At 65.2% G+C, this 23,924-nt stretch carries 22 protein-coding genes; 20 read left to right on the top strand and 2 right to left on the bottom strand.

Translation table 11 applies throughout. The features are described from left to right. The first annotated feature begins 20 nt into the window (after window positions 1-20). On the top strand, window positions 21-1,700 hold the full coding sequence (locus tag AC5RVB_RS02150; RefSeq protein WP_494141838.1) for a formate--tetrahydrofolate ligase: 1,680 nt from the start codon (window positions 21-23) through the stop codon (window positions 1,698-1,700). Window positions 1,701-1,787: 87 nt separating this feature from the next. On the opposite strand, the gene AC5RVB_RS02145 is transcribed toward AC5RVB_RS02150, so the two are convergent. Beyond that, window positions 1,788-2,873 (bottom strand): inositol-3-phosphate synthase, encoded by a 1,086-nt coding sequence (locus AC5RVB_RS02145; RefSeq protein WP_227903100.1) that lies wholly within the window; start codon window positions 2,871-2,873, stop codon window positions 1,788-1,790. Window positions 2,874-3,082: 209 nt separating this feature from the next. On the opposite strand from AC5RVB_RS02145, the gene AC5RVB_RS02140 reads away from it, so the two are divergent. The 6 genes from AC5RVB_RS02140 to AC5RVB_RS02115 all read left to right on the top strand — a co-directional run bounded on the left by AC5RVB_RS02140 (window position 3,083) and on the right by AC5RVB_RS02115 (window position 10,209). Continuing rightward, window positions 3,083-4,450 carry a hypothetical protein gene (locus tag AC5RVB_RS02140; RefSeq protein ID WP_494141837.1) on the top strand — a complete coding sequence of 456 codons (1,368 nt, stop codon included), beginning with the start codon at window positions 3,083-3,085 and terminating at the stop codon, window positions 4,448-4,450. A gap of 88 nt (window positions 4,451-4,538) precedes the next feature. Then, entirely contained in the window at window positions 4,539-6,011 is a 1,473-nt protein-coding gene (locus AC5RVB_RS02135) for a glycosyltransferase family 87 protein (protein ID WP_494141836.1), read from the top strand. Further along, window positions 6,008-7,102 carry a lipid II:glycine glycyltransferase FemX gene (locus AC5RVB_RS02130; RefSeq protein ID WP_494141835.1) on the top strand — a complete coding sequence of 365 codons (1,095 nt, stop codon included), beginning with the start codon at window positions 6,008-6,010 and terminating at the stop codon, window positions 7,100-7,102. Before AC5RVB_RS02135 ends, AC5RVB_RS02130 begins: the two co-directional genes overlap by 4 nt. Continuing rightward, window positions 7,099-8,553 carry a phytoene desaturase family protein gene (locus AC5RVB_RS02125; RefSeq protein WP_494141834.1) on the top strand — a complete coding sequence of 485 codons (1,455 nt, stop codon included), beginning with the start codon at window positions 7,099-7,101 and terminating at the stop codon, window positions 8,551-8,553. Before AC5RVB_RS02130 ends, AC5RVB_RS02125 begins: the two co-directional genes overlap by 4 nt. 89 nt (window positions 8,554-8,642) lie before the next feature. Continuing rightward, window positions 8,643-9,878: a hypothetical protein gene (locus AC5RVB_RS02120; protein ID WP_494141833.1), complete on the top strand. Its 1,236-nt coding sequence runs from the start codon at window positions 8,643-8,645 to the stop codon at window positions 9,876-9,878. A 61-nt stretch (window positions 9,879-9,939) separates the two neighbouring features. Next, the gene (locus tag AC5RVB_RS02115; RefSeq protein ID WP_227903094.1) at window positions 9,940-10,209 is read left to right on the top strand and encodes a hypothetical protein; all 270 of its coding nucleotides are present in this window, start codon (window positions 9,940-9,942) and stop codon (window positions 10,207-10,209) included. A gap of 2 nt (window positions 10,210-10,211) precedes the next feature. On the opposite strand, the gene AC5RVB_RS02110 is transcribed toward AC5RVB_RS02115, so the two are convergent. Further along, complete coding sequence (locus AC5RVB_RS02110) at window positions 10,212-10,532, bottom strand: putative quinol monooxygenase (protein ID WP_227903093.1); 321 nt, start codon at window positions 10,530-10,532, stop codon at window positions 10,212-10,214. 85 nt (window positions 10,533-10,617) lie between these two features. On the opposite strand from AC5RVB_RS02110, the gene AC5RVB_RS02105 reads away from it, so the two are divergent. From AC5RVB_RS02105 to dnaB, 13 genes are all read left to right on the top strand, one after another. Next, window positions 10,618-12,300 (top strand): ABC-F family ATP-binding cassette domain-containing protein, encoded by a 1,683-nt coding sequence (locus AC5RVB_RS02105; protein WP_494141832.1) that lies wholly within the window; start codon window positions 10,618-10,620, stop codon window positions 12,298-12,300. Window positions 12,301-12,314: 14 nt separating this feature from the next. After that, window positions 12,315-13,532: an MFS transporter gene (locus AC5RVB_RS02100; RefSeq protein ID WP_494141831.1), complete on the top strand. Its 1,218-nt coding sequence runs from the start codon at window positions 12,315-12,317 to the stop codon at window positions 13,530-13,532. A gap of 67 nt (window positions 13,533-13,599) precedes the next feature. Beyond that, on the top strand, window positions 13,600-14,667 hold the full coding sequence (locus tag AC5RVB_RS02095; RefSeq protein WP_227928155.1) for an ATP-binding cassette domain-containing protein: 1,068 nt from the start codon (window positions 13,600-13,602) through the stop codon (window positions 14,665-14,667). Then, window positions 14,664-15,509, top strand: a complete 846-nt coding sequence (locus AC5RVB_RS02090) for an ABC transporter permease (protein ID WP_227903089.1) — start codon at window positions 14,664-14,666, stop codon at window positions 15,507-15,509. Before AC5RVB_RS02095 ends, AC5RVB_RS02090 begins: the two co-directional genes overlap by 4 nt. Window positions 15,510-15,524: 15 nt before the next feature. After that, window positions 15,525-16,514, top strand: coding sequence for an ABC transporter ATP-binding protein (locus AC5RVB_RS02085; RefSeq protein ID WP_227903088.1), 990 nt, complete (start codon window positions 15,525-15,527; stop codon window positions 16,512-16,514). A 115-nt stretch (window positions 16,515-16,629) separates the two neighbouring features. Further along, entirely contained in the window at window positions 16,630-17,583 is a 954-nt protein-coding gene (locus AC5RVB_RS02080; protein WP_227903087.1) for an ABC transporter ATP-binding protein, read from the top strand. 4 nt (window positions 17,584-17,587) lie between these two features. Beyond that, window positions 17,588-18,463 (top strand): ABC-2 transporter permease, encoded by an 876-nt coding sequence (locus AC5RVB_RS02075; RefSeq protein ID WP_494141830.1) that lies wholly within the window; start codon window positions 17,588-17,590, stop codon window positions 18,461-18,463. Window positions 18,464-18,620: 157 nt separating this feature from the next. Further along, window positions 18,621-19,901: a M18 family aminopeptidase gene (locus tag AC5RVB_RS02070; protein ID WP_227903085.1), complete on the top strand. Its 1,281-nt coding sequence runs from the start codon at window positions 18,621-18,623 to the stop codon at window positions 19,899-19,901. Window positions 19,902-20,102: 201 nt separating this feature from the next. Further along, window positions 20,103-20,453, top strand: a complete 351-nt coding sequence (gene rpsF, locus AC5RVB_RS02065; protein WP_227903084.1) for a 30S ribosomal protein S6 — start codon at window positions 20,103-20,105, stop codon at window positions 20,451-20,453. Window positions 20,454-20,489: 36 nt separating this feature from the next. Continuing rightward, the gene (locus tag AC5RVB_RS02060) at window positions 20,490-21,050 is read left to right on the top strand and encodes a single-stranded DNA-binding protein (RefSeq protein ID WP_227903083.1); all 561 of its coding nucleotides are present in this window, start codon (window positions 20,490-20,492) and stop codon (window positions 21,048-21,050) included. 149 nt (window positions 21,051-21,199) lie between these two features. Then, entirely contained in the window at window positions 21,200-21,439 is a 240-nt protein-coding gene (rpsR, locus tag AC5RVB_RS02055; protein ID WP_007269381.1) for a 30S ribosomal protein S18, read from the top strand. Between the two features lie 18 nt (window positions 21,440-21,457). Then, window positions 21,458-21,907, top strand: coding sequence for a 50S ribosomal protein L9 (gene rplI / locus AC5RVB_RS02050; RefSeq protein WP_227903082.1), 450 nt, complete (start codon window positions 21,458-21,460; stop codon window positions 21,905-21,907). A 608-nt stretch (window positions 21,908-22,515) separates the two neighbouring features. Next, window positions 22,516-23,898: a replicative DNA helicase gene (gene dnaB, locus AC5RVB_RS02045; protein ID WP_227903081.1), complete on the top strand. Its 1,383-nt coding sequence runs from the start codon at window positions 22,516-22,518 to the stop codon at window positions 23,896-23,898. Window positions 23,899-23,924: the final 26 nt, after the last annotated feature.

Below are 23,924 nucleotides of genomic sequence, written 5' to 3'. Positions count from 1 at the left end.
AGCGGAAGGAAACGCGGCATATGCGCACCAATGTTCCATCGGACCTGGAAATTTCCCGGTCGGCCCGGCTCCTGCCCGTTGCCGAGGTGGCCGCAGCGGCCGGCATTCCCGAGGACGCGTTGGAGCTCTTCGGCCGTTACAAGGCCAAGGTGGACCCGGCGCTGCTGCCGGGGAACCGGGTTCCGGGGCGGGTGGTGCTGGTGACGGCGATGAGCCCCACCCCGGCCGGGGAAGGGAAATCCACCGTCACTGTCGGCCTGGCCGACGCCCTGCAGCGCGCCGGCAAAAACGTCTTTATCGCCCTGCGGGAACCGTCCATGGGTCCGGTCCTCGGCATGAAGGGCGGAGCCACCGGCGGCGGGTACTCCCAGGTGGTGCCCATGGAGGACATCAACCTGCACTTCACCGGCGACTTCCATGCCATCACCTCGGCCAACAATGCGCTGGCCGCCCTGGTGGACAACTCGATTTTCCAGGGCAATCCCCTGGGGCTGGACCCTCGGCGGATCACCATCAAACGCGTCCTGGACATGAATGACCGCGCCCTGCGGGAGATCGTCATTGGCCTGGGCGGCCCCGCGCAGGGAGTGCCGCGGCAGGACGGCTTCGACATCACGGTTGCCTCGGAGGTGATGGCCGTCTTCTGCCTGGCCCGTGACCTCACCGACCTCACCGAACGCCTGGCGCGGATCACCGTGGGTTATACCTATGACCGCCGGCCGGTGACGGTGGCGGACCTGGGCGCCGAGGGAGCCATGACGCTGCTGCTGCGTGACGCCCTGAAACCAAACCTTGTACAGACCCTGGCCGGGACGCCCGCGCTGGTCCATGGCGGACCCTTCGCCAATATCGCGCACGGCTGCAACTCCGTCATAGCCACCCGCACCGCCCGCAGGCTCGCCGACATTGTGGTGACCGAAGCGGGCTTTGGAGCGGACCTGGGGGCGGAGAAGTATTTGGATATCAAGTCCCGGGTGGCCGACGTCGCCCCGGATGCGGTGGTGGTGGTTGCCACCGTACGCGCACTGAAAATGCACGGAGGACTGCCGCGGGAACAACTGGCGGAGGAGAACCTGCCCGCGCTGGAGGCCGGCACGGCCAACCTGCGGCGGCATCTGGAAAACATCCGCCGGTTCGGCATTAATCCGGTGGTCGCAGTGAACCGCTTCGCCACCGATACTGAGGCGGAACTGCACTGGCTGCGAGAATGGTGCGCCACCGAAGGAGTGGGTGCCGCGGTCGCTGACGTCTGGGCGAACGGCGGCGGCGGGCCGGGCGGGGATGAGCTGGCTGCAACGGTACTGGAAGCCCTCGGCCGGCCCGTCGACTTCCGGTTCCTGTATCCGGACGAGCTGCCCGTAGCGGAGAAGATCCGCACAGTTGCCCGGGACATTTACGGTGCGGCGGACGTCGAATTTGCGCTGCCGGCCCGGCGCCGGCTGGATGAGATTGCCGCCCGCGGCCTGGAGCACCTTCCGGTGTGCATGGCCAAGACGCAGTACTCGTTCTCCGACGACGCAACGGCCCTCGGCGCACCGTCCGGTTTCACCATCCATGTCCGGGACCTGTCCATCAAAACCGGCGCCGGCTTTGTCGTGGCGCTGACCGGGGCGGTCATGACCATGCCCGGACTCCCGAAGGCACCGGCGGCCCTGAACATGAAGGTTGACGCGGACGGCACACCCTCGGGCCTTATCTGAACCCCTTCGCCGCGGACACAGCAACGCCCCCGGACCGACAAGACCGGCACCCGGGGGCGTTCTGCGAAAGCGTGTTTAGCGTTCGACTTAGCGTTCGACCTCGCCGCGGATGAACTGCTCCACCTTTTCCTTGGCAATATCGTCGTTGTACTGCTCGGGCGGGGACTTCATGAAGTAGCTCGACGCCGAGAGGATGGGTCCGCCCACACCGCGGTCCAGGGCGATCTTCGCGGCACGGACGGCATCAATGATGACACCGGCGGAGTTGGGGGAATCCCAGACCTCAAGCTTGTATTCCAGCGAGACCGGGGCGTCGCCGAAGTTGCGGCCTTCGAGGCGCACGAAGGCCCACTTGCGGTCATCCAGCCAGGCGACGTAGTCCGACGGGCCGATGTGCACGTCATCCGCCTTGAGGTCCGCGGAGGTATTGGAGGTGACCGCCTGGGTCTTGGAGATCTTCTTCGATTCCAGCCGTTCGCGTTCCAGCATGTTCTTGAAGTCCATGTTGCCGCCGACGTTGAGCTGGTAGGTGCGGTCCAGCACGACGCCGCGGTCCTCGAACAGCTTGGCCATCACGCGGTGCGTGATGGTGGCGCCGATCTGGCTCTTGATGTCATCACCGACAATGGGAACACCTGCAGCGGTGAACTTGTCCGCCCATTCCTTGGTGCCGGCAATGAAGACGGGCAAGGCGTTGACGAAGGCCACGCCGGCGTCAATGGCGCACTGGGCGTAGAACTTGGCAGCCTGTTCCGATCCGACCGGAAGGTAGCAGACCATTACGTCAACGGCGTTGTCCTTCAGTGCGGCGACAATGTCCACCGGAGCGGCGTCGGACTCGACAATGGTCTCCCGGTAGTACTTCCCCAGCCCGTCAAGGGTGTGTCCGCGCTGCACCGTGATGCCGGTTTCCGGAACGTCGGCAATCTTGATGGTGTTGTTCTCGCTGGCGCCAATGGCATCGGCCAGATCCAGGCCGACCTTCTTGCTGTCGACGTCGAAAGCCGCCACGAACTGCACGTCATTGACGTGGTAGTCGCCGAACTTCACGTGCATCAGGCCAGGGACAATCTCGTTGGGGTCGGCGTTTCGGTAGTACTGGACACCCTGCACCAGCGAAGCTGCGCAGTTTCCAACACCGACAATTGCCACCCGGATGGGGTTCTCGGACACGGTTCTCCTTTGAAGAAATGTTGAACGCTGCGCGCCCGGCGCAGACAACCCCCATAGTCTACGTGCTGGCACTCACATCTTTGGCCCGATGCCGAACTCAATCGCATATGGGCCCCAGGGGGAGTACAGGGGCGGCCGCAAGCCTACACTGGAAACGCGAACGACACCCCGCCCCTGCCACGGGCGCGCCCCGACCAAGGGAGTCGAAGATGTCCGCTTTCCGGAAGGCAGTGTTTCCCCGCGGTATTCAGGTACGCGGCACCCGGGCACACAGGCCCCGACTGCCCATCCGCAGCCTTGTCGCCACGGCCCTGGCCGGGCTGCTGGCAACCGCGGGCTGCAGCTCGCCGTCCCCGGAGAACCAGGGCAGCGGCGGCCCGTCAGCCACCAGCCCCGCTGCGTCCGAATCCTCTGCCGGCGCCGGGTCGGCAGCCCAATGCCCGCCGCTCTCCGCAACCGTTCCCACCGATAATCCCGCGGGTGGAACCTTCACCGCCTCCGATCCTGATTCCTCAGCCCTGACGCGTGCCGACGGCGGAACCTCCGCCGTCGCCAACGCCACTGTCACCAAAAGCGGGGCATCCTCGAACGTGGATTCCTCCAGCTTTGACGGCCTCAATGCGGCAGTCCTGGTCTCCAACGGCAGCCGGCTTTCCCTGAACAATGCAACGGTGAACACCTCCGGAACGGGGGCCAACGCCGTCTTCAGCACCGGAACCGGATCCCTGATTGAACTGGCAAACACCACCGTGAACACCGACGGTTCCTTTGCCCACGCCGTCGAGGCAACGGCGGGCGGTGCCGTAACCGGATCGGACCTGACCCTGACCACCGCCAGGGACCACTCCAGCACCATTGCCACCGACCGCGGCGGCGGGGAGATCACCATCAACCGGGCCACGGCCACGGCGGCCGGGGACCTGTCCGCAGCGGTGTATTCCACCGGAGACATCTCCCTCTGCGGCGTGATCGGGACGTCCCGTGCCGCCGAGGGCGCCGTGGTGGAAGGCGCGAACACGCTGATCAGCACCGGCAGTGAACTCACCGGCGCCACCCACGGGGCCTACCTGTACAGCAGCACCCCCGGCGGGTCCGGCGGCGGTTCCCTGACCGTCTCGGGCGGAAGCCTGACCGGGCAGAATGGCAACGCCGTCCTGATTGAAGGCGTTCCCGGAACGGTAGCCATTAGTGACGGCGCGAAGCTCAGCGCCGGTTCGGAGGCGCTGATTGCGGCGACCAGCGGGGGTGCCGGGACGGTGAACGTGGCCGAAACGGAACTGGACGGCAACCTCACGGCGGACCCGGACAGCAGCCTGGTGGTTTCCCTGACTTCCAACAGCACCGTCTCGGGCGCCCTGAGCAACGTGGGGATCAGCCTGGATACCACCTCCCGGGTGCTCCTGCAGGCGGACTCCACCGCCACGACAGTGGAAGGAGCCCTGATTGCCGGCAGGGAAATCAGCAATATTACCGGCAACGGCCACACACTGACCTACGATCCCTCTGCCGCGGAGAATGCCTACCTTGACGGTGGCACCTACACTCTTGGCCAGGGCGGCAGCCTGGCACCGCAGTAGTTTCCGGAAAAGCCGACCGCCCCGGCCGCCGCGGCAGTGCAGATGCCGGTGCTGACCGGAGGCCGGGGGTTGCTGGATACTGGGAGACATGGATCCGAGCCCCCGGCGCCGCCCCATGCGGATAGTGGCGCCCAGCCGAAATGACCCGTTCCTGCGCAAATTCAGCGAGGTCATCGGCGGGCCGCTGGGACGCTTTACGGCGCCGGGCATCGTCACCCCGGGGTTTTTTACGGTGGAGCGCGTGCTGATTCTGTTCACCACCCTCTCCGCCCTGCTCGCCGTACTGGTCAAAATGCCCTGCCGCGCCGGGGGCTGGAGCACCCCCGACCACTTCTACCAGGCCTGCTATTCCGACTGGCCCGAACTGTTCCGCACCCGCGGTCTGGGGGAGGGGGTCTTCCCCTTCCTCACGGAGGGTGCCTTCTTTGAATACCCGGTTCTGCTGGGGCTGCTCGCGGGGGCCACCGCACTGCTGATTCCGGGGCAGGAGGACGGCGCCACCGCGCTGCGCTCGCTTCAGTATTTCGACGTTAATGCGCTGCTGGCCACCGGTGCCTGGATTGCCACAGTTGTGCTGACCATGCGGATGTCCGGCCGCCGGCCCTGGGACGCGGCCATGGTGGCCCTGGCGCCAACAGCCGTCCTTGCGGTCTTTATCAACTGGGACATCTGGGCAGTACTGCTGGCCACCGCGGGCATGCTGGCGTTCGCCCGGAACAAACCGGTGGCAGCAGGAATCCTGATTGGGCTGGGGACCGCCTTGAAGCTTTACCCCGTGCTGATCCTCGGCGCAGTGCTGGTCCTGGCGCTGCGGACCCTGCGCCTGCGGCCGGCCGTCCTCACCTTCGCCGCCGCCGGCGCCGCCTGGCTGGCCGTCAACCTGCCCTTCCTGCTGCGGGACTACGAGTCCTGGCGGTACTTCCTCAGCTTCACTTCCGACCGGCCGGCCGGCTATTCCTCCATTTGGTTTGGCTGGAACCTGACCGTGGAACGCTACGGCGGAGCCACGGTGGACGCCGCCTTCATCAATGTGTGGGCCTACCTGCTGTTCGCGCTGGCCTGCGCCGGCATAGCCGTGCTGGCACTGAGTGCTGAACGGCGACCGCGCCTGGCGCAGCTGGCCTTTTTGATCGTGGCCGCGTTCATCCTCACCAACAAGGTCTATTCGCCGCAGTTTGTCCTGTGGCTCCTGCCCCTGGTGGCGCTGGCGCGGCCGCGCTGGCGGGACTTCCTCATCTGGCAGTTCTTCGAAGTGATGCACTGGTGGGCCATCTGGATGTACCTGGCCCGGGAAACCTCCGGCGGTGCGGCGCAGAACAACATCGATTCCCCCTACTACGTGCTGGCCGTCCTGGGCCACGTGCTGGCCACGGTTTATCTCATGGGTGCAGTGGTGTCCGACATCCTCAATCCCGCGGGAGATCCGGTGCGGCGCAACGGTGTGGACGATCCGCAGGGAGGCCCGTTCAACGGCGCCCCCGATCGCTGGGTCCTCAGGCGCGCCAAGAGCGTTCAGGTACCCTTGGAAGCGCACGCGGCCCCGTCGAAAGAAGCACAGTGACCCCCGTTCCATACCGTTCCGAGCAGCTTTCCCACGAGGAATTCGAGGCCCTTGCCGCCGCGCATCCCGATGTGGTGATCCCGCTGGAGCAGACCCCCTACTGGGCGGATTTTGAGCGGAAACTCGGCCGCACTCCCTACGGCATCTGGGCGTATTACGACGGCGGCACCCTGGTGGCCGTTGCCAGCTACCTGCGCTCGGACCGCCGGCTGCGTCCCTCCCTGGTGGTGGTCAACGGACCGACCTGGTTCACCACCCGCACGCACAACGCCGAAGCCCGGCTGGTGGCCACGGTGCAGGAACAGTTCCGTGCCGACCCGGCGGTGGATCCGCTCTACATCCGGATGCAGGTGGCCCACCCCCAGCCGCCGGTCACGGGACCGCTGGAACACGGCTGGTATGAACGGGAAATCGTGGTGGACCTGACCCCGGACACGGACGCCATCTTCGCCTCCTTCCGTTCCAACGCCCGCAACCTGATCCGCAAGGCGGAGAAGCTCGGCGTCGAAGTGCGGACCATCGAGCCGGAGCGCTGGGCGGAGGTCTTCCGCACGGAGCTGTTCCCGATCATGCAGGAAACCGCCGCCCGCGACGGATTCTCCAGCTTCGAGTCCACCTTCTACGAGACACTGCTGACCGAGCTCGGCCAGTACCTGCGGCTGATGGTGGCCTACGTGGACAACCGGCCCGTGTCCTGGCTGATCACCACCGAGTACCGCGGCTATTCGGTCTACTATTTCGCCGCCAGCTCGCACAGTGCCCGTAAGACCAACGCCCCGTATCTGCTGCTGTGGGAAGCCTTCAAAGTGCTCAAGGAAGCCGGCAACACGGCCTGCGGGCTCACCGGCATTGTCAGCGAGAACTATCCCGGGCTGATCAACGTCACCACGTTCAAACGGAATTTCTCCAAGACCGTGGTCACCATTCCCACCACTTATGACATTCCGCTGCACCCGCGCCGGTACGCTCTGGTAGCAGCGGCGCTCAGGCTCCGCCGGGAAGCACCGCAGAAACTGCGTGCGCTGCCGGCGTCGGTCAAGGCGCGTGCAGCCGCGATCACCGGACGGAAGGGCGGACAGGCACCTCAATGAGCGACGTCAGCGTGGTCGGAGCCGGTCCCAACGGACTGGCCGCAGCGGTGGTTCTGGCACGTGCCGGGCTGTCGGTCGAGGTTTTCGAGGCCGGCGAAACGGTGGGCGGCGGCAGCCGGACCAAAGAGCTGATGGAACCGGGCCACCTGCATGACATCTGCTCGGCGGTGCACCCGATGGCGCTCGCCTCCCCGTTTTTCCGCAGCTTCGGGCTCGGGCAGCGGATCGATCTGGTGGTGCCGGAAGTTTCCTACGCCTCACCGCTGGACGGCGGCCGCGCAGCACTGGCCTACAAGGACCTGGACCGGACGGTAGACGGACTGGGACGGGACGGGGAAGCCTACCGCCGGCTGCTGGAACCCCTGGTGGAACGCAGCGAGGCAGTCACGGAACTGCTGATGGGATCGCTGCTGAACATCCCGCAGGACCCCATCGCAATGGCCCGGTTCGGCCTCGCCGTCCTGGACCAGGGCACGCCGCTGTGGAACCGCCGGTTCGTGGAGGACGCCGCTCCGGCACTGCTCTCCGGTGTTGCGGCGCATCCGGTGGGGCGGATGCCCTCGCTGCCCTCGGCCGGCGGCGGACTGATGCTGGGCACGCTGGCCCACTCGGTCGGCTGGCCCATTCCCGTGGGAGGCTCGCAAGCCATTGCCGACGCGTTGGCCGAGGATATCCGGGCGCACGGCGGGCGTATTGTCACCGGCCACAGGGTCTCCTCCCTGGACGAAGTGGCCGGCTCGCAGGCAGTCATCCTGGACGTTTCTCCCTCGGTGCTGCTGGAACTGGGCGGTGACCGGTTGCCGGCCCGCTACGCCCGGGCGCTGGAGCAGTTCCGGTACGGCAACGCCGCCTGCAAAGTCGACTTCATCCTCTCCGCCCCGGTGCCCTGGTCCAACCCGGAACTCGCAGGGACCGGAACACTGCACCTGGGCGGTACCCGTGCCGAGCTGGCGGCTGCCGAGGCCGATGTCGCGGCCGGGCGGCACCCGCGCCGGCCCTATGTGCTCGCGTCCCAGCCCAGCGGTTTTGATCCCACCCGCGCCCCTGCCGGACGCCATATCCTCTGGTCCTACTGCCATGTCCCCGCCGGGTCCACCGTGGATATGACCGAGGCCGTGACCGCACAGATTGAACGCTTCGCGCCCGGCTTCCGCGACGTCGTGGTGGATTCATCGGTGACGACGGCGGCGGATCTGGCCCGCTACAACGAAAACTATGTGGGTGGGGATTTCGGCGGCGGCGCCGTGACGCTGACCCAGATGCTGAGGCGCCCGGTGCTTTCCCCGTCTCCCTGGCGCACGGCCCTGCCCGGCGTGTACCTCAGCTCCGCCTCCACCCCGCCCGGCCCCGGGGTCCACGGCATGGGCGGTCTGCACGCGGCCCACCTGGCGTTGAAGGACGTTTTCGGCATGCCGGTCCCGGATCTGTCTCCCTCCGCGGGAGCGGTGTGACGCAGCTCGCCAAATAATTGTAGGTTTGTCTTTCCGGTGTACGCGCCGGAGAGATAAACCGGGGGAACACTAATGGGGGGACAACTACATTGAGCAACGAGAATTTCGGCGGAGCCGCGCCTGCAGGGCAGGGAGCGCAGCCGGGAGGCCAGGGAACGCCGACAGGACACGGCACGGGAACGGCCGCCTACCCGCAGTCGCCGCCGCCGGGCCCGCCGCAGTCGCCGGCCCCGCCGCCGCCCGGATCCAACGGGGGAGACTGGAACCCGCCGGGAAGCACCGCACCGCGCCCGCCGATGGATCCGAAGAAAAAGAAGAAGCTCACCCTGCTCGCCATCCTTGGCGGCGTGCTGGTGCTGCTGCTCGCCGCCGGAATTGCCACATATTCCTATCTGGCGAAGAACGTGTACGGTGCGGAAGGCGTGGTGGAGGAATACCTCGGCGCGCTGAAGGACGGGAATGCCGAAAAGGCCGTTGAACTGCTGCCCGCGGGTGACGGGCTGGACACGGTCCTGATCAACAACGAGGTGTACCAGGCGGCCGAGAACCGCATCTCCGAATACAGGATCACCGGGTTCGACGGCGCCAACGGCGGAGTTGTCACCGCGGATGTCACGCGGGCCGGATCCACCGCCGAGCACACCATCCGCGTGGTGAAGGACGGCCGGCAGAACCTCCTCTTCCCGAAGTGGAAGATCGAGGATGACCTGATGGACTGGTCAGTGACCCTGGATATTCCGGAGAATTCCTACCGGCCCCAGGAAATGACCGTCAACGGCGTGACCGTGGCACTGCCGGAGTTCAAGGATGACGGCGGACTGCAGACAGTCGATCTTGCCGTGCTTCCGGGTGACTACAGGATTGAGCCCATCGCGGGAAGCAAGTTCATCAACTACGGGGAGAACGAAACCGTGGAGGTGGAACTGGATTCCCCGCAGCAGATCATCAGCTACTGGCCTAAGCTCAGCGACGACGCCGACGAGGCCCTGAAGACGGAGATGACGGCCTGGCTGGACAGCTGCCTGGCATCGACCAAGCTGGTGAACCCGGGCTGCCTGAACAATGTCCCCGACATGCAATACCCGGAGCGGTACCGCAACATCAAGTGGTCCCTGGCCTCCGGCCCGAGCATCGATCCGGTAGCCGGAACCACCGCCCTGGATGAGACCTTCGGCTTCCTCGCCACGGACATCAAGATCACGCTGAACTGCGAGGTCAACCGCGGCGGAAACGGCAAATGGGAACCGTTCGAGGAGAGCGACACCTTCACCGAGTTCGCCGAAGCGAAGATCGACGGCGACAAGCTGGAGCTTATTTTCGAGTAGGACGGCGTATGCCTTGCGCTCAGGTGCCGGTCATGGGGAACTAATAGCTAGGAGGTTCCCCATGACCGAGCATCTGAACAATCACCACCGGGACACGCTGGACAGGATCCTGCGGCATCCCTCAAGCGGCAACATCGAGTGGAAGGACGTGGTCTCCCTGCTGGAGACCGTGGCGGACACTACCCGGGAACACAACGGCAAGTACGAGGTGACCCTGGCCGGACAGACCGACTACCTGTCCGTCCCGCACGGCAAGGACATCAGCGAGCAGACCGTGGTTGACCTGCGCAAAATGCTGCGCCGTGCCGGCTACGAACCGGATCGAAAGTAGTCCTATTCGACGGTGAGTTCACCCATCCGGGACCACTCTTCGCCGTCGATGACCGTGTTGATGATCTTCGGCGTTTCCACCAGCGCCGGGACCATGTCCTTCATGGCCTGCTGGAAGTGGGCGCTGCCCACGTGGGCTTCCGCGGCGTCGTCCTTGAACGCTTCCACCAGCACGAATTCGTTCGGGTTCTCCAGGCTGCGGGACCAGTCGAACCACAGGTTGCCCGGCTCCTGCCGGGTTGCGGCGGTGAAATCGGCGGTCAGCTCCGGCCAGCGTTCGGTCCATTCGGGCTTAACAAGGAATTTGACGGTAATAAAAATCATGGTTTTATCGTATGCCCCGCAGGCATGGCCCTGAACGGCGGCCGGTGCGCCCGGGCCGGGCAGGCGGAGATGCGAGTATGGAGACGTGGCGCATCTCGACGTATCCAACATTGACTACTTCCTCTCCGACGGCAGGCAGCTGCTCAACGGTGTCAGCTTCAAAGTGGGGGACGGCCACAAGACCGCCCTCATCGGACCCAACGGCACCGGCAAGACCACCCTGCTGCGGATTATCTCCGGCGACCTCGCCCCGGATGAGGGGACCGTCTCCCGGTCCGGCAACATGGGCATCATGCGCCAGTTCGTCGGCCAGGTCCGCGACGACAGCACGGTGAGGGACCTGCTCGTTTCCGCCGCCCCGCCGGCCCTGGCAGCCGCGGCACGGGAGGTCGACGCCGCCGAAACAGCCATGATGGAGCACGACGACGAGCCCACCCAGATGCGCTACGCCACCGCCATTACCGACTGGGGCGACGTAGGCGGCTATGAGCAGGAGACCGTCTGGGACGAGGTAACCATGGCCGCACTGGGCCTGCCCTTCGACCGCGCCCAATACCGCAAGGCCGCCTCCCTTTCCGGTGGCGAGCAGAAACGCCTGGTCCTGGAAGCCCTCTTCGCGGGCCCCGACGAGCTGCTGCTGCTCGATGAACCGGACAACTACCTGGACGTACCCGGCAAACGCTGGCTCGAGGCCAAGCTCGCGGAGTCCCGGAAATCAGTGCTGTTCGTCAGCCACGACCGGGAACTGCTGGACAACGCCGCCACCCGGATCGTGACCCTGGAGCCGGGCATCAACGGCGCCTCGGCCTGGATCCACGGCGGCGGATTCGGCAGCTACGTGACGGCCCGCGAGGACCGCAATGCCCGGTTCGAGGAGCTGCGGCGGCGCTGGGACGAGGAGCACCTCAAGCTCAAGGAACTCGTCAACATGTACAAGAACAAAGCCGCGTTCCGTTCCGATATGGCCAACCGGTACCAGGCGGCACAGACCCGCCTGGCGAAATTCCTCGAAGCCGGGCCGCCCGAAGCCCTGCCGATTGAACAGAACGTCAAGATGCGGCTGCGCGGCGGCCGGACCGCCAAGCGCGCCGTGGTGGCGGAGAAGCTGGAGCTGACCGGGCTGATGAAGCCGTTCAGCACCGAAATCTGGTTCGGCGACCGGGTGGGGGTGCTGGGCTCCAACGGGTCCGGCAAGTCCCACTTCCTGCGCCTGCTCGCCCTGGGCGGCACCGACCCGGACCGGGAACACGAACCCGTGTCCGAGGTGGAGATCGCCCCGGTTCCGCACGAAGGCACGGTGAAACTCGGTGCCCGCATCCGGCCCGGGTTCTTTGCCCAGACCATGATGCGCCCCGACCTGGCCGAGCGCACCCTGCTGGACATCCTGCACCGCGGCGACGAGCACCGTTCCGGGCTGGGCCGCGAAGCCGCTGCCGGTGCACTGGACCGATACGGCCTGGCCGCGTCCTCGGAACAAAAATACGAATCCCTGTCCGGCGGCCAGCAGGCCCGGCTGCAGATCCTCCTGCTGGAACTCTCCGGCGCCACCCTGCTGCTGCTGGACGAGCCCACCGACAACCTGGACCTGCACTCCGCCGAAGCGCTGGAAAAAGCGATTGACGCCTTCGAAGGCACCGTCCTGGCCGTCACCCACGACCGCTGGTTTGCCCGCAGCTTTGACCGTTTCCTGGTCTTCGGCTCCGACGGCAGGGTCTATGAATCCGAGACGCCGGTGTGGGACGAAAAACGGGTTGACCGGGTTCGATAGTAGGGAATTCGATAGTGGAGAATACTGCCGTGCGTGAAGTCAACGAATCATCCCTGAATAAAGCACTGATCGCGGTCTTCGTCTGTTTCGGGCTGAACGGGCTGGTCTTCGCCAGCTGGGCGGCCCGGATTCCGGCCGCGGCACAGGACCTGGGCATCGGCGCGGCCGGCGTCGGCCTGCTGCTGCTGTTCTCGGCCATCGGATCGGTGGCGGCGCTGCCGCTGGCCGGTTCCGTGGCGCAGCGGATCGGCACCGCAGGCACCGTGCGCGCCGGCGGCATGACGACGTCGGCGGCCTCCCTGGCGATCGCCGCCGGACTCTACCTGGGCTCCATCCCGCTCACCGGCGCCGGGCTGCTGGTGTTCGGTGTCGGCATCGCCGGGTGGGACGTGGCCATGAACCTCGAAGGCGCCGACGTTGAACGCCGGCTCGGACGCAACATCATGCCGCGTTTCCACGGTGCCTTCAGTGCCGGTTCGTTTACCGGGGCGATGATCGGCGCGCTGCTCTCCTTCGCCGGAGTGTCCCTGTCCCTGCACCTGCTGGCCATCCTGACGGTGGTCTGTGTGATCGTGCTGATTGTCCCCCGAAACTTCCTGCAGCTGCCGCACCAGCCTGAGGGAGCACCCGGCGGCGCTGCACCGGGCCCGGTCTCCCGGTTTGGAGCCTGGCGTGAGGGCCGGACCCTGCTGATCGGCGTCGTAGTGCTGGGCGCCGCCCTGACCGAGGGTGCGGCAAATGACTGGGTGGCCAAGGCCACCGTGGACGGACTGGGAACCACCGAGTCCGTCGGTGCCGTGATGTTTGCCGTCTTCGTGGCCGCCATGACCCTCACCCGCTGGTTCGGCGCCAAACTGATTGACCGCATGGGCCGTGTCCGGGCACTGCGGATCTGCATGAGCGCTTCCCTGGCCGGCCTGCTGCTTTTTGTGCTGGCACCGAACCTCTGGATGGCAGGAACCGGTGCCGTGCTGTGGGGGATTGGCGCGGCACTGGGCTTCCCGATGGGCATGTCCGCAGCAGGCGAGGACCCCGCGCACGCACCGGCGCGCATCTCCGTGGTGTCCACCATCGGCTACACCGCGTTCTTCCTCGGCCCGCCCGTGCTGGGCTTCCTGGGGGAACTCTGGGGCGTGCGGAACGCGCTGCTGGTGGTGGGCGTGGCCATGCTCGTCTCCATCGTTTTTGCCCCGGCGGCTGCTGAACGGAAGCCGGTCTCCGAAACAACCTGAGCACCGCGGACCGGAATTGTCCTCAAAGGGGCGGCGCCGGGGCACCCTCCGGTCCTACTCTCGACGCATGTCCCCTTCTCTGCAGCCTCCTTCCTCCGCAGACCGGGCTCCGCTGATCCAGGCGAACGGGGTCACCAAGGTCTACCAGTCCAAGAGCGGTCCCGTACATGCCCTGGACGGCCTGGACATTGCGGTTCCCGAAGGCACCGTGATGGCGCTGCTCGGTCCCAACGGTGCCGGTAAAACCACGGCGGTGAAGGTCCTCACCACCCTGATCAAACCCGACGCCGGTACCCTCCGGATTGACGGCATTGACGTGCTGGCAGATCCGAAGGCTGTCCGCCGGATCATCGGTGTCTCCGGGCAGTACGCTGCCGTTGATGAGAACCTCACCGGCCAGGAGAACCTGCGGATGGTTGGCCGGCTCTACCACCTGACGCCGAAACAGGCACGTACCCGCGCAGCGGAACTGATCGATATGTTCGAGCTGACGGACGCGGGCAACCGTCCCGTCAAGGGCTACTCCGGCGGCATGCGCCGGCGCCTGGACCTGGCCGGAGCGCTGGTGAACAGTCCCCGGGTGCTGTTCCTCGATGAACCCACCACCGGACTGGATCCGCGAAGCCGGCTGGCCCTGTGGCAGGTCATCAAGGACCTGGTTGCGGGCGGCACCACCCTGCTGCTCACCACCCAGTACCTGGAGGAAGCCGACCAGCTCGCTGACACGGTAGCGGTGATCGACCACGGGGTGGTGATCGCCGAAGGCACCTCGGACCAGCTGAAATCGCGCATCGGCGGGCACAGCGTTGCCGTGGCCCTGATTGACGGCAACGATGCCGGTGCCGCGCGGGCCATCCTCACCCTGCACGGCGCGGGATCCCCGCACACTTCCGATGACGGCAGGACCCTGGAGGTCGCCGTCCAGAACGGACCGGCGTCCCTGCAGCAGGTCCTCGCCGATTTGCAGGAACAGCACATCGGCCTGCACGACGCCGGTATCCGCCGGCCCACCCTGGACGACGTGTTCCTCCAGCTCACCGGCCGCCCGGCCGAGGAGGAACCTGCCCCGGAGGCCGCCGAAGCAGGAGCCGGCACCGGGAAAACGGCGAAAGCCGGAGAAGGGGCGCACCGATGAGCGCCACCGCCACCGGTCTTCCGGCGGCGACGGGCCGCGGACCGTCGTCGGCGCTTAACTGGGTCGACGACGGCTGGACCGTCACCAAGCGCAACCTGATCAAGATCAAGCGCTCCCCGGACATGATCGTCTTTGCCGTGCTGCAGCCGATCATGTTTGTGCTGCTGTTCAGCCAGGTCTACGGCGGATCCATCAGTGTGGCGGGCACGGACTACACCCAGTACCTGATGGCCGGGATTTTTGCCCAGACCGTGGTTTTTGGTTCCACGTTTTCCGGGGCGGCCATGGCCCAGGACTTGAAGGAAGGCATCATTGACCGCTTCCGGACCCTGCCCATGAGCCCCTCAGCCGTGCTGATCGGACGGACTAACTCCGACCTGGCGCTGAACGGAATTTCCATGCTCATCATGATGGGCACCGGGCTGCTCGTGGGCTGGCGGGTCAACACAAACTTCGCGTCCTTCCTGGCGGCCGTAGGCCTGCTGCTGCTCTTCTCCTACGCCTTCAGCTGGGTGATGGCCCTGCTGGGCATGAGCGTGCGGTCGCCGGAGACCATCAACAACGCGTCCTTCATCATCCTGTTTCCCATCACGTTCATTTCGAATGCCTTTGTGCAGAGTTCCACCCTGCCGACACCCCTGCGGATCTTTGCTGATTGGAACCCGGTGTCCGCGCTGGTACAGGCGGCCCGTGAACTGTTTGGCAATCTGGGCACCGCTCCCGTCCCGGACACCTGGCCGATGCAGCACGCCATCCCTACCGTGGTGATTGGATCACTGGTGCTGCTGGTTGTTTTCGTTCCCCTGTCCGTGCGCAAATTCGCCTCGGTCAGCTCCCGGTAGCTGTGAAAGGACACCATGATTGAGGCAGCAGATCTCGCGAAGCGGTTCGGTGAGAAGACCGCCGTCGACGGCGTCACGTTCACGGTCCAGCCGGGGAAGGTCACCGGATTCCTCGGCCCCAACGGTGCCGGGAAGTCCACCACCATGCGCATGATCGTGGGGCTGGACCACCCCACCGCCGGCGCGGTGACCGTCAACGGCCGTCCCTACGCCAGCCACAAGGCACCCCTGCATGAAGTCGGCGCACTGCTGGAAGCCCGGGCGGTGCACCCCAAACGCACGGCGTACAACCATTTGCGGGCCATGGCGGCCACCCACGGCATATCGAACCGGCGGATCAACGAGGTTATCGACATCGCCGGCCTGGGGCCGGTGGCACGCAGGCGCGTAGGAAGCTTCTCCATGGGCATGGGGCAGCGGCTGGGCATCGCAGTGGCGCTGCTGGGGGATCCCCAGACCCTGATCTTCGACGAACCGGTCAACGGCCTGGACCCGGAAGGCGTGCTGTGGGTCCGGCACCTGGTCCGCGGCCTGGCCGCCGAGGGCCGCACCGTGTTCATCTCCTCGCACCTGATGAGCGAAATGGCAGTGACCGCTGACCACCTGATTGTGATCGGGCGGGGCCGGATCCTGGCGGACGCACCCATTCAGGAGGTGATCGGCGGCGGCCGGATACGCACACTGGTCCGCACCGACGACGCCGACGCCCTGGCGGCCGCACTCGGTTCCGCGGACGTGGAGGTCCGCCGGACCGCGCCGGGCCTGCTGGACGTCCTGGGCCTGCCGCCGCGGGCCATTGCCGAGACCGCCCTCGCCCGCAGGATCCTGGTCACCGAACTCACCCCGCAGCAGGAATCCCTGGAGGACGCCTACATGGAACTGACCCGGGGAGAAGTGGAATACGAGTCACAACGCCCCGGCCGGGACGCGGAACCCGCCCGATCCCCGCGGCGGGCGGCCGCCAATGCCCCCGATGACTCAGGGGAAACCCCGAGTCATCCCTAAGGGGGACTACTGATTTAGCCTGAATCATCCCTTGGAACGGTCCGGGACCCGCCGTGCTGGCCTAGTCTGGAGACAGCCCCCAGAACCTGCTTTCCGTTCCTACGTGAGGATCACCATGATCGAGGCACACGGCCTCTCGAAACGCTATGGCGCCAAATCCGCCGTCGACAATGTTTCCTTTACTGTCCAGCCGGGTAAAGTTACCGGCTTCCTGGGCCCGAACGGCGCAGGTAAGTCGACCACCATGCGGATGATTGTCGGCCTGGACCGGCCCACCTCCGGCAAGGTGCTGGTCAACGGCCAGCCGTATGCCCGGCATAAGGCACCGCTGCGCGAGGTGGGGGCCCTGCTGGACGCCAAGGCCGTGCATACCAAGCGCAGTGCCTACAACCACCTCCGTGCGATGGCGGCCACCCACGGTATTTCGGCCAAGCGGGTCAACGAGGTTATTGAGCTGACCGGTCTTGGTCCCGTAGCGAAAAAGCGGGTGGGCGGTTTCTCCCTCGGCATGGGCCAGCGCCTCGGCATCGCCGTGGCACTGCTGGGCGATCCGCATACCGTCATCCTGGATGAACCCGTCAACGGCCTGGACCCCGAGGGTGTCCTCTGGGTCCGCCACCTGGCCCGGGGCCTGGCCTCGGAGGGCCGCACCGTGTTCCTCTCCTCGCACCTCATGAGCGAAATGGCACAGACGGCCGATCACCTGATCGTCATCGGCCGCGGCAGGATCATTGCCGATGCCCCGATCACTGAGATCATCGCCGGCCAGGACAAGATCCGGACGCTGGTGCGCACGGACAACCCGCGCGATCTCCTTCTGGCACTGGACGCGCCCGGCGTTGCCGGCGTCGAGAAGGAAGGCGGCCTGCTGGAAATCACCGGTGCGGATCCGCGCAGTATCGCCGAAACGGCGCTGGAACGGCGGATCCTGGTGTACGAACTGACACCCCAGCAGGTGTCCCTGGAGGACGCCTACATGGAACTGACACGAGACGACGTCGAATACCGGTCCCAGGACCTGGTGCAGGAACCTGTTCCTGCGGGAACCGCCTCCGGGAAGGGGAACTAGCAGCGTGAGTACCGCAACAACATCCAAAAACCACCGCACCCCCGCTCCGGCCGGCACCGGCGTCAACTTCATGCGCGTCCTGAAGTCCGAATGGATCAAGGTCAACACGGTCCCCTCCACCGTCATCCTGCTGGCCATCACCGTAGTCGTGATGGTCGGACTGGCAGCCCTCGCCGCCTGGCAGGTGGTGGTTGTGCTGGACATGATCAAGGGAGCAAGCACCCCCGAAGAGGCCATGACCTTCGGCGACCCGCAGATATACCAGGATCTGATCCCGGAAATCCCGGCCAGCGGCCTGTTCTTCGGCCAGCTGCTGATCGCTTCGCTGGCGGTAGTGCTGATTGCCTCGGAATGGGGCACCGGCATGATCCGCTCCACCTTCAGCGCCGTCCCGAAGCGGATTCCTGCGCTGCTGGCCAAGAACCTTGTCATCGCCGTCATCTCCTTCGTCATCGGCGCCGGCGCCGCGTTCATTTCCTATCTCGTAGCCCAGCCGATCCTGAACCGCGGTGACCTCAGCCTGTCGCTGGATGACCAGGGTGTCCTTGCCAGCATCCTGAACACCGGCACCTGCCTGGCACTGATTGCCGTGTTCTCCATGGCGATCGGTACGCTGCTGCGGAACACGGCAGGGGGAGTGGTGACCGCCATCGGCATCATCTTCGTGCTGCCCCTGGTGGTCAGCATTGTCGAGGGCATCGCCGACTGGATCCCCGACGCAGCCCGCTTCCTGCCGAGCAACGCCGGCACCCAGCTGGTAACCGCCGGGACCGTCGCCGACGGAGCACTCACCCAGCTCGAGGGCGGACTGGTGCTCGCAGCCTGGGCGCTGGTGCTGCTCATCATCTCCCTGGTCGTCACCAAGCGCCGCGACGTCTAGCCAAAGACTTCGGTGAGGGCGGCGGCGGAAGAACGGCCGCCGGCGTCTTCACCGGACATCTCCTCCACAATCCCCGGCAGCACCGCTGCCGGGGATTTTTGTGTCTACAGCCGGACGCCGGTTACGCCTGTCCGGACTCCTCTGATTGAATCGGAGCATGTCTGACGCATTGGCCCACGTAAAAGATCTCGGCGCGTTTGTCAGCGCCTCGCCCTCCAGCTTCCATGCCGTCCGGGAAAGCGCCCGCCGCCTTGCCGGGGCAGGTTTCTCCGAAGTCGCTGAAACGGAGGATTTCCCGCGGACCGCCGGCAAATACTTCGTGGTCCGCGACGGTGCGTTCATTGCGTGGGTGGCTCCCGAGGACGCCGGTCCCACCACGGGGTTCTCCATCTTCGGTACGCACACTGATTCGCCCACCTTCAAACTCAAGCCCCGCCCCACCACCGGCCGCGACGGCTGGCTGCAGGCCGGCGTCGAAGTCTACGGCGGTCCGTTGCTGAACTCCTGGCTGGACCGCGAGCTCCAGCTGGCCGGCCGCATAGTGACCCTCGACGGCACGGAACACCTGGTGGAAACCGGCCCGCTGCTGCGTTTCCCGCAGCTGGCCATCCACCTGGATCGGGCCGTCAATGACGGCCTGAAACTGGACAAGCAGCAGCACATGAACCCCGTCTGGGGGCAGGGGGACCCGTCCACCGCGGACCTGATGGAATTCCTTGCTGCCAAAGCCGGCCTGGCCGCGGAAGAGATCGGCGGCTACGACATTGTGGCCGCAGATACCCAGGAGGCGCAGGTCTTCGGCGCCGAGGGTGAGTTCTTCGCTTCCGGCAGGCTGGACAACCTCTCCTCGGTCCACGCCGGCGTAGCCGCCCTGATCGCCGCGGACGTTGCGCCCGGAGCACCCGTCGCCGTGCTGGCAGCCTTCGACCATGAAGAGGTAGGCAGCGGCAGCCGGTCCGGAGCCGCCGGACCATTCCTGGAAGACATTTTGCTGCGCATCGGCGACGGACTCGGCGCAACCACGGCGGAACGGGCCCGCGCCCTGGCCGCGTCCTTCTGCATCTCCGCCGACGTCGGGCACGCCGTCCACCCCAACTACGCCGAGCGGCACGACCCCGCCAACCACCCGGTACTCAACGGCGGCCCGCTGCTGAAGATCAATGCCAACCAGCGCTACACCACGGACGCCCCGGGAACTGCGAAGTGGGCACGCCTCTGCGCAGCGGCCGGTGTGCCCTACCAGGAGTTCGTCTCACATAACTCGGTGCCCTGCGGATCCACCATCGGCCCGCTCACCGCCACCCGGCTCGGCATACGGACCATCGACGTCGGAATGCCCGTCCTGTCCATGCACTCGGCACGCGAAATGGCCGGCGTCCAGGACCCCCTGCGGCTGGCAACCGTCGCGGAACTGTTCTTCGCTGCCGGAGCCTCGTAGGGCAGTGTCCCGCCCGGCGGACACCGGCGTGTCATTTCCGCCTGCGGAAATCGGATAGGATAGGAAAGTCTGTGCTGTCGGCTTCGGCCGGCAGATTCCCCCTCGCTGCGGATCAGCCGCATGCGATGGGGAGACAACGCAAAAGAACCTCCTGTTACGGAAATACCGTGACCGTACAGCCCAAAGGAGGTGGGTTCACAAATGCGTGCTTATGAACTGATGGTAATCATCGACCCCGAGGTCGAAGAGCGTACCGTCGAGCCTTCGCTCGATAAGTTCCTCAATGTCGTCCGCAACGATGGTGGAACCATCGACAAGGTAGACATCTGGGGCCGTCGTCGCCTGGCCTACGAAATCCAGAAGAAGTCTGAAGGCATCTACGCGGTGGTTAACTTCACCGGTACGCCTGCAGCAGCAGCCGAGCTTGATCGCCAGCTGAGCCTGAACGAGACCATCATGCGCACCAAGATCATCCGCCCGGAAGAGCAGAAGATCTCGAAGAAGGATGCCAAGAAGGCCGCAAAGGACGCTGCAAAGGTTTCCGCAGAGTAATTTTCGGACAACCCGTACAGATATCAGGAGGCTTTCATGGCAGGCGAGACAACAATCACCGTCGTCGGTAACCTAACCAACGACCCGGAACTGCGGTTCACTCCGTCCGGTTCGGCAGTGGCGAACTTCACCATTGCTTCGACCCCGCGGACCTTCGACCGTCAGTCCAACGAGTGGAAGGACGGCGAAACGCTGTTCCTCCGCGCGTCTGTCTGGCGTGAAGCTGCTGAAAACGTCGCCGAGTCCCTCACCAAGGGAACCCGCGTAGTTTGCCAGGGCCGCCTGAAGTCGCGTTCGTACGAAACCAAAGAAGGCGAAAAGCGCACCGTAATGGAGCTTGAGGTCGACGAAATCGGCCCCTCGCTGCGTTATGCCTCTGCCAAGGTCACCCGCACCCAGCGCTCCGGCGGTGGCGGCGGATTCGGCGGCAACAGCGGCGGCGGTGGCGGCTTCGGCGGCAACTCCAACTCCGGTTGGGGCGGCGGCCAGCAGCAGCAGACGCAGTCCGCACCCGCTGACGATCCCTGGGGCGCCCCTGCGGGCGGCAACTCCGGCGGATGGGGCAACGGTCCGGATTCGAACGATCCGCCCTTCTAAACCTCTTCACCCGAAGAGCGGCTTCCCCTTCCGGGTGGCAGCGGCCCTTCACCCGGCGCCCTTGGGCGCCACCCTCAGACGGCAACCGCCGTCGAGCCCATCCCGTGGAAATGTATCCACGGGCTCCACCAGACATAAGGAGCTCCACGATGGCTAAGGCTGAACTTCGCAAGCCCAAACCAAAGTCCAATCCCTTGAAGGCCGCTGACATCACTGTCATCGACTACAAGGACGTAGCATTGCTGCGCAAGTTCATTTCCGACCGCGGAAAGATCCGCGCTCGTCGCGTAACTGGCGTTTCCGTGCAGGAACAGCGCAAGATCGCCCAGGCAATCAAGAATGCCCGCGAAGTTGCTCTCCTGCCGTACTCCGGCGCTGGCCGCGGCTAAAGGAAAGGAACCTAACTCATGGCAAAGCTCATTCTGACCCACGAAGTAACCGGTCTCGGCGCTGCCGGCGACGTCATCGAGGTTAAGGACGGTTACGCACGTAACTACCTCCTGCCCCGCGGCTTCGCTCTGACCTGGACCAAGGGTGGCGAGAAGCAGGTTGAATCCATCAAGGCTGCCCGCGCTGCCCGTGAGCACGCTTCCCTGGAAGATGCTCAGAAGCAGGCTGCAGCTCTCTCCGCCAAGCCGGTCAAGCTGACCGTCAAGGCCGGGGAGTCCGGACGCCTCTTCGGTACCGTCAAGCCCGCCGACGTTGCTGCTGCTGTCGAAGCTGCCGGTCTCGGCGCCATCGACAAGCGCAAGGTTGAACTGCCGACTCACATCAAGTCGGTTGGTTCCTTCCAGGCCAACGTGCGCCTGCACGACGACGTCGCAGCTGTCATCGACCTTCAGGTCGTTGCCGGCTAGCGTCTGACGCAGACGGATAAAACACCCCCCGGTCCTTGGACCGGGGGGTGTTTTTTATTGTCAGGACGGCGTGCCGGCGCCATCGGCCGGATGCTTTCACCCGGCCCAACAGAGCACAGATTAGAGGCAGGCAGCAGCGGATGTGTGTTGTCCACAGCTGAATACCTCCGTCTTGTGGATATCCCGCGCACCGAATGTGGATAGTGCAGCCCCTTATGCCTGTTTTTCCGAGCTGTCAACACGCGGCCGCTCACCGGGCGCGCCGGAAAAATAGTCTGTTTACACAGGTGTGGACAAGCATTTGTCCTAGTCAGAGCCATGTTTGGGCCAAAACTAATTATTTATCCACACCCTTATGCCCAGCCTGTGCACAAGACACGCCGCGTTATGCACAAACTATCCACAGGAGCTGTGGATAACTCGTTTGTCGAGCCGGTGCGGGTGGGCATAACGTTGCGGTGAATCCCTTCATCAGACGCATGCCCGCCGAATCCGGATCAATCAGTACAGCAGGCTCCCAACGGATGTCAGAGCCGGCTGATAGAGATAATCCAATGCTCCGGCAGGGCAGGGATCTAACGTCTTACGCAGGAACGGAAAGGGTCACAGTGTCGCTCACGCATACGGACTCCAAGGCATCATCATCAAGTCCGGATTTCGCGAGGACACCGCCCCAGGACCTGGTTGCCGAACAGTCGGTGCTTGGCGGCATGATGCTGTCCAAGGATGCCATCGCCGACTGTGTCGAGGTGCTCCGGGGCATCGACTTCTACCGTCCGGCCCACGAGGCCATCTACGAGGCCATCATTGACCTTTACGGCCGCGGTGAGCCGGCGGACGCCGTCACTGTCTCGGATGAGCTCACCAAGCGCGGGGAAATCAGCCGCATTGGCGGACCGGCCTACCTGCACACGCTCATCCAGTCGGTTCCAACCGCAGCCAACGCCGGGTTCTACGCCGAGATTGTGCGCGAACGTGCCGTGCTGCGCAGGCTCGTGGATGCGGGCACCAAGATTGTCCAGCTGGGCTACTCCAATGACGGCATGGAAGTTGATGACATCGTCAACGCCGCCCAGGCGGAAGTCTACGCAGTGGCCGAACGCCGCACCGCTGAGGACTATGTCCCGCTGAAGGACATCATCGAAGGCACCGTGGACGAGATTGAGTCCGCCGGGCACCGCGGGGAGGGCATGACCGGGGTTCCCACCGGCTTCTATGAACTCGATGAGCTCACCCAGGGCCTGCACCCGGGCCAGATGATCGTCATCGCGGCCCGCCCCGCCGTTGGTAAATCCACCTTCGCGCTGGACTTCGCCCGTTCCGCGGCCATCAAGAACAACATGACCACGGTGTTCTTCTCGCTGGAAATGGGCCGAAACGAGATTGCCATGCGTCTGTTGTCTGCCGAGGCCACCATTGGCCTGCAGGATCTGCGCAAGGGCACCATCAAGGATGAGCAGTGGGGCAAGATTGCCACCACCATGGGCCGCATGAACGACGCGCCCCTGTTCATTGATGACAGCCCCAACATGTCACTGATGGAAATCCGCGCCAAGTGCCGGCGCCTGAAGCAGCGCCATGACCTCAAACTCGTGGTGCTGGACTACCTGCAGCTGATGTCCTCAGGCAAGCGCGTGGAATCCCGCCAGCAGGAAGTCTCCGAGTTCTCCCGTGCGCTGAAGCTCCTGGCCAAGGAACTCGAAGTCCCGGTCATCGCGCTGTCGCAGCTGAACCGTGGCTCCGAGCAGCGCACTGACAAAAAGCCGATGGTCTCGGACCTCCGTGAATCCGGCTCCATTGAGCAGGACGCCGACATGGTCATCCTGCTGCACCGCGAGGATATCTATGACAAGGAATCCCCGCGGGCCGGCGAGGCCGATGTGATTGTTGCCAAGCACCGTAACGGTCCCACGAAAACCATCGTTGTTGGTTTCCAGGGCCATTACTCCCGATTCTCGAATATGGCAGTGGAAGGCGGAAGCGGGTTCTAACCCCGGTTCCGCAGTTCCAGCCGCCT

The organism is Arthrobacter sp. Y3225209 (genome assembly GCF_059090685.1).
Note: the sequence above shows the minus strand (reverse complement) of the source record. Positions and strands in the feature narration are given on the sequence as shown.

Coding starts and splice junctions, on each gene's coding strand:
- AC5RVB_RS02150 (WP_494141838.1), top strand. CDS start 21: ATGCGCACCAATGTTCCATCGGACCTGGAAATTTCCCGGTCGGCCCGG.
- AC5RVB_RS02140 (WP_494141837.1), top strand. CDS start 3,083: ATGTCCGCTTTCCGGAAGGCAGTGTTTCCCCGCGGTATTCAGGTACGC.
- AC5RVB_RS02135 (WP_494141836.1), top strand. CDS start 4,539: ATGGATCCGAGCCCCCGGCGCCGCCCCATGCGGATAGTGGCGCCCAGC.
- AC5RVB_RS02125 (WP_494141834.1), top strand. CDS start 7,099: ATGAGCGACGTCAGCGTGGTCGGAGCCGGTCCCAACGGACTGGCCGCA.
- AC5RVB_RS02115 (WP_227903094.1), top strand. CDS start 9,940: ATGACCGAGCATCTGAACAATCACCACCGGGACACGCTGGACAGGATC.
- AC5RVB_RS02110 (WP_227903093.1), bottom strand. CDS start 10,532: ATGATTTTTATTACCGTCAAATTCCTTGTTAAGCCCGAATGGACCGAA.
- AC5RVB_RS02095 (WP_227928155.1), top strand. CDS start 13,600: ATGTCCCCTTCTCTGCAGCCTCCTTCCTCCGCAGACCGGGCTCCGCTG.
- AC5RVB_RS02090 (WP_227903089.1), top strand. CDS start 14,664: ATGAGCGCCACCGCCACCGGTCTTCCGGCGGCGACGGGCCGCGGACCG.
- AC5RVB_RS02085 (WP_227903088.1), top strand. CDS start 15,525: ATGATTGAGGCAGCAGATCTCGCGAAGCGGTTCGGTGAGAAGACCGCC.
- AC5RVB_RS02080 (WP_227903087.1), top strand. CDS start 16,630: ATGATCGAGGCACACGGCCTCTCGAAACGCTATGGCGCCAAATCCGCC.
- AC5RVB_RS02070 (WP_227903085.1), top strand. CDS start 18,621: ATGTCTGACGCATTGGCCCACGTAAAAGATCTCGGCGCGTTTGTCAGC.
- rpsF (WP_227903084.1), top strand. CDS start 20,103: ATGCGTGCTTATGAACTGATGGTAATCATCGACCCCGAGGTCGAAGAG.
- AC5RVB_RS02060 (WP_227903083.1), top strand. CDS start 20,490: ATGGCAGGCGAGACAACAATCACCGTCGTCGGTAACCTAACCAACGAC.
- rpsR (WP_007269381.1), top strand. CDS start 21,200: ATGGCTAAGGCTGAACTTCGCAAGCCCAAACCAAAGTCCAATCCCTTG.
- rplI (WP_227903082.1), top strand. CDS start 21,458: ATGGCAAAGCTCATTCTGACCCACGAAGTAACCGGTCTCGGCGCTGCC.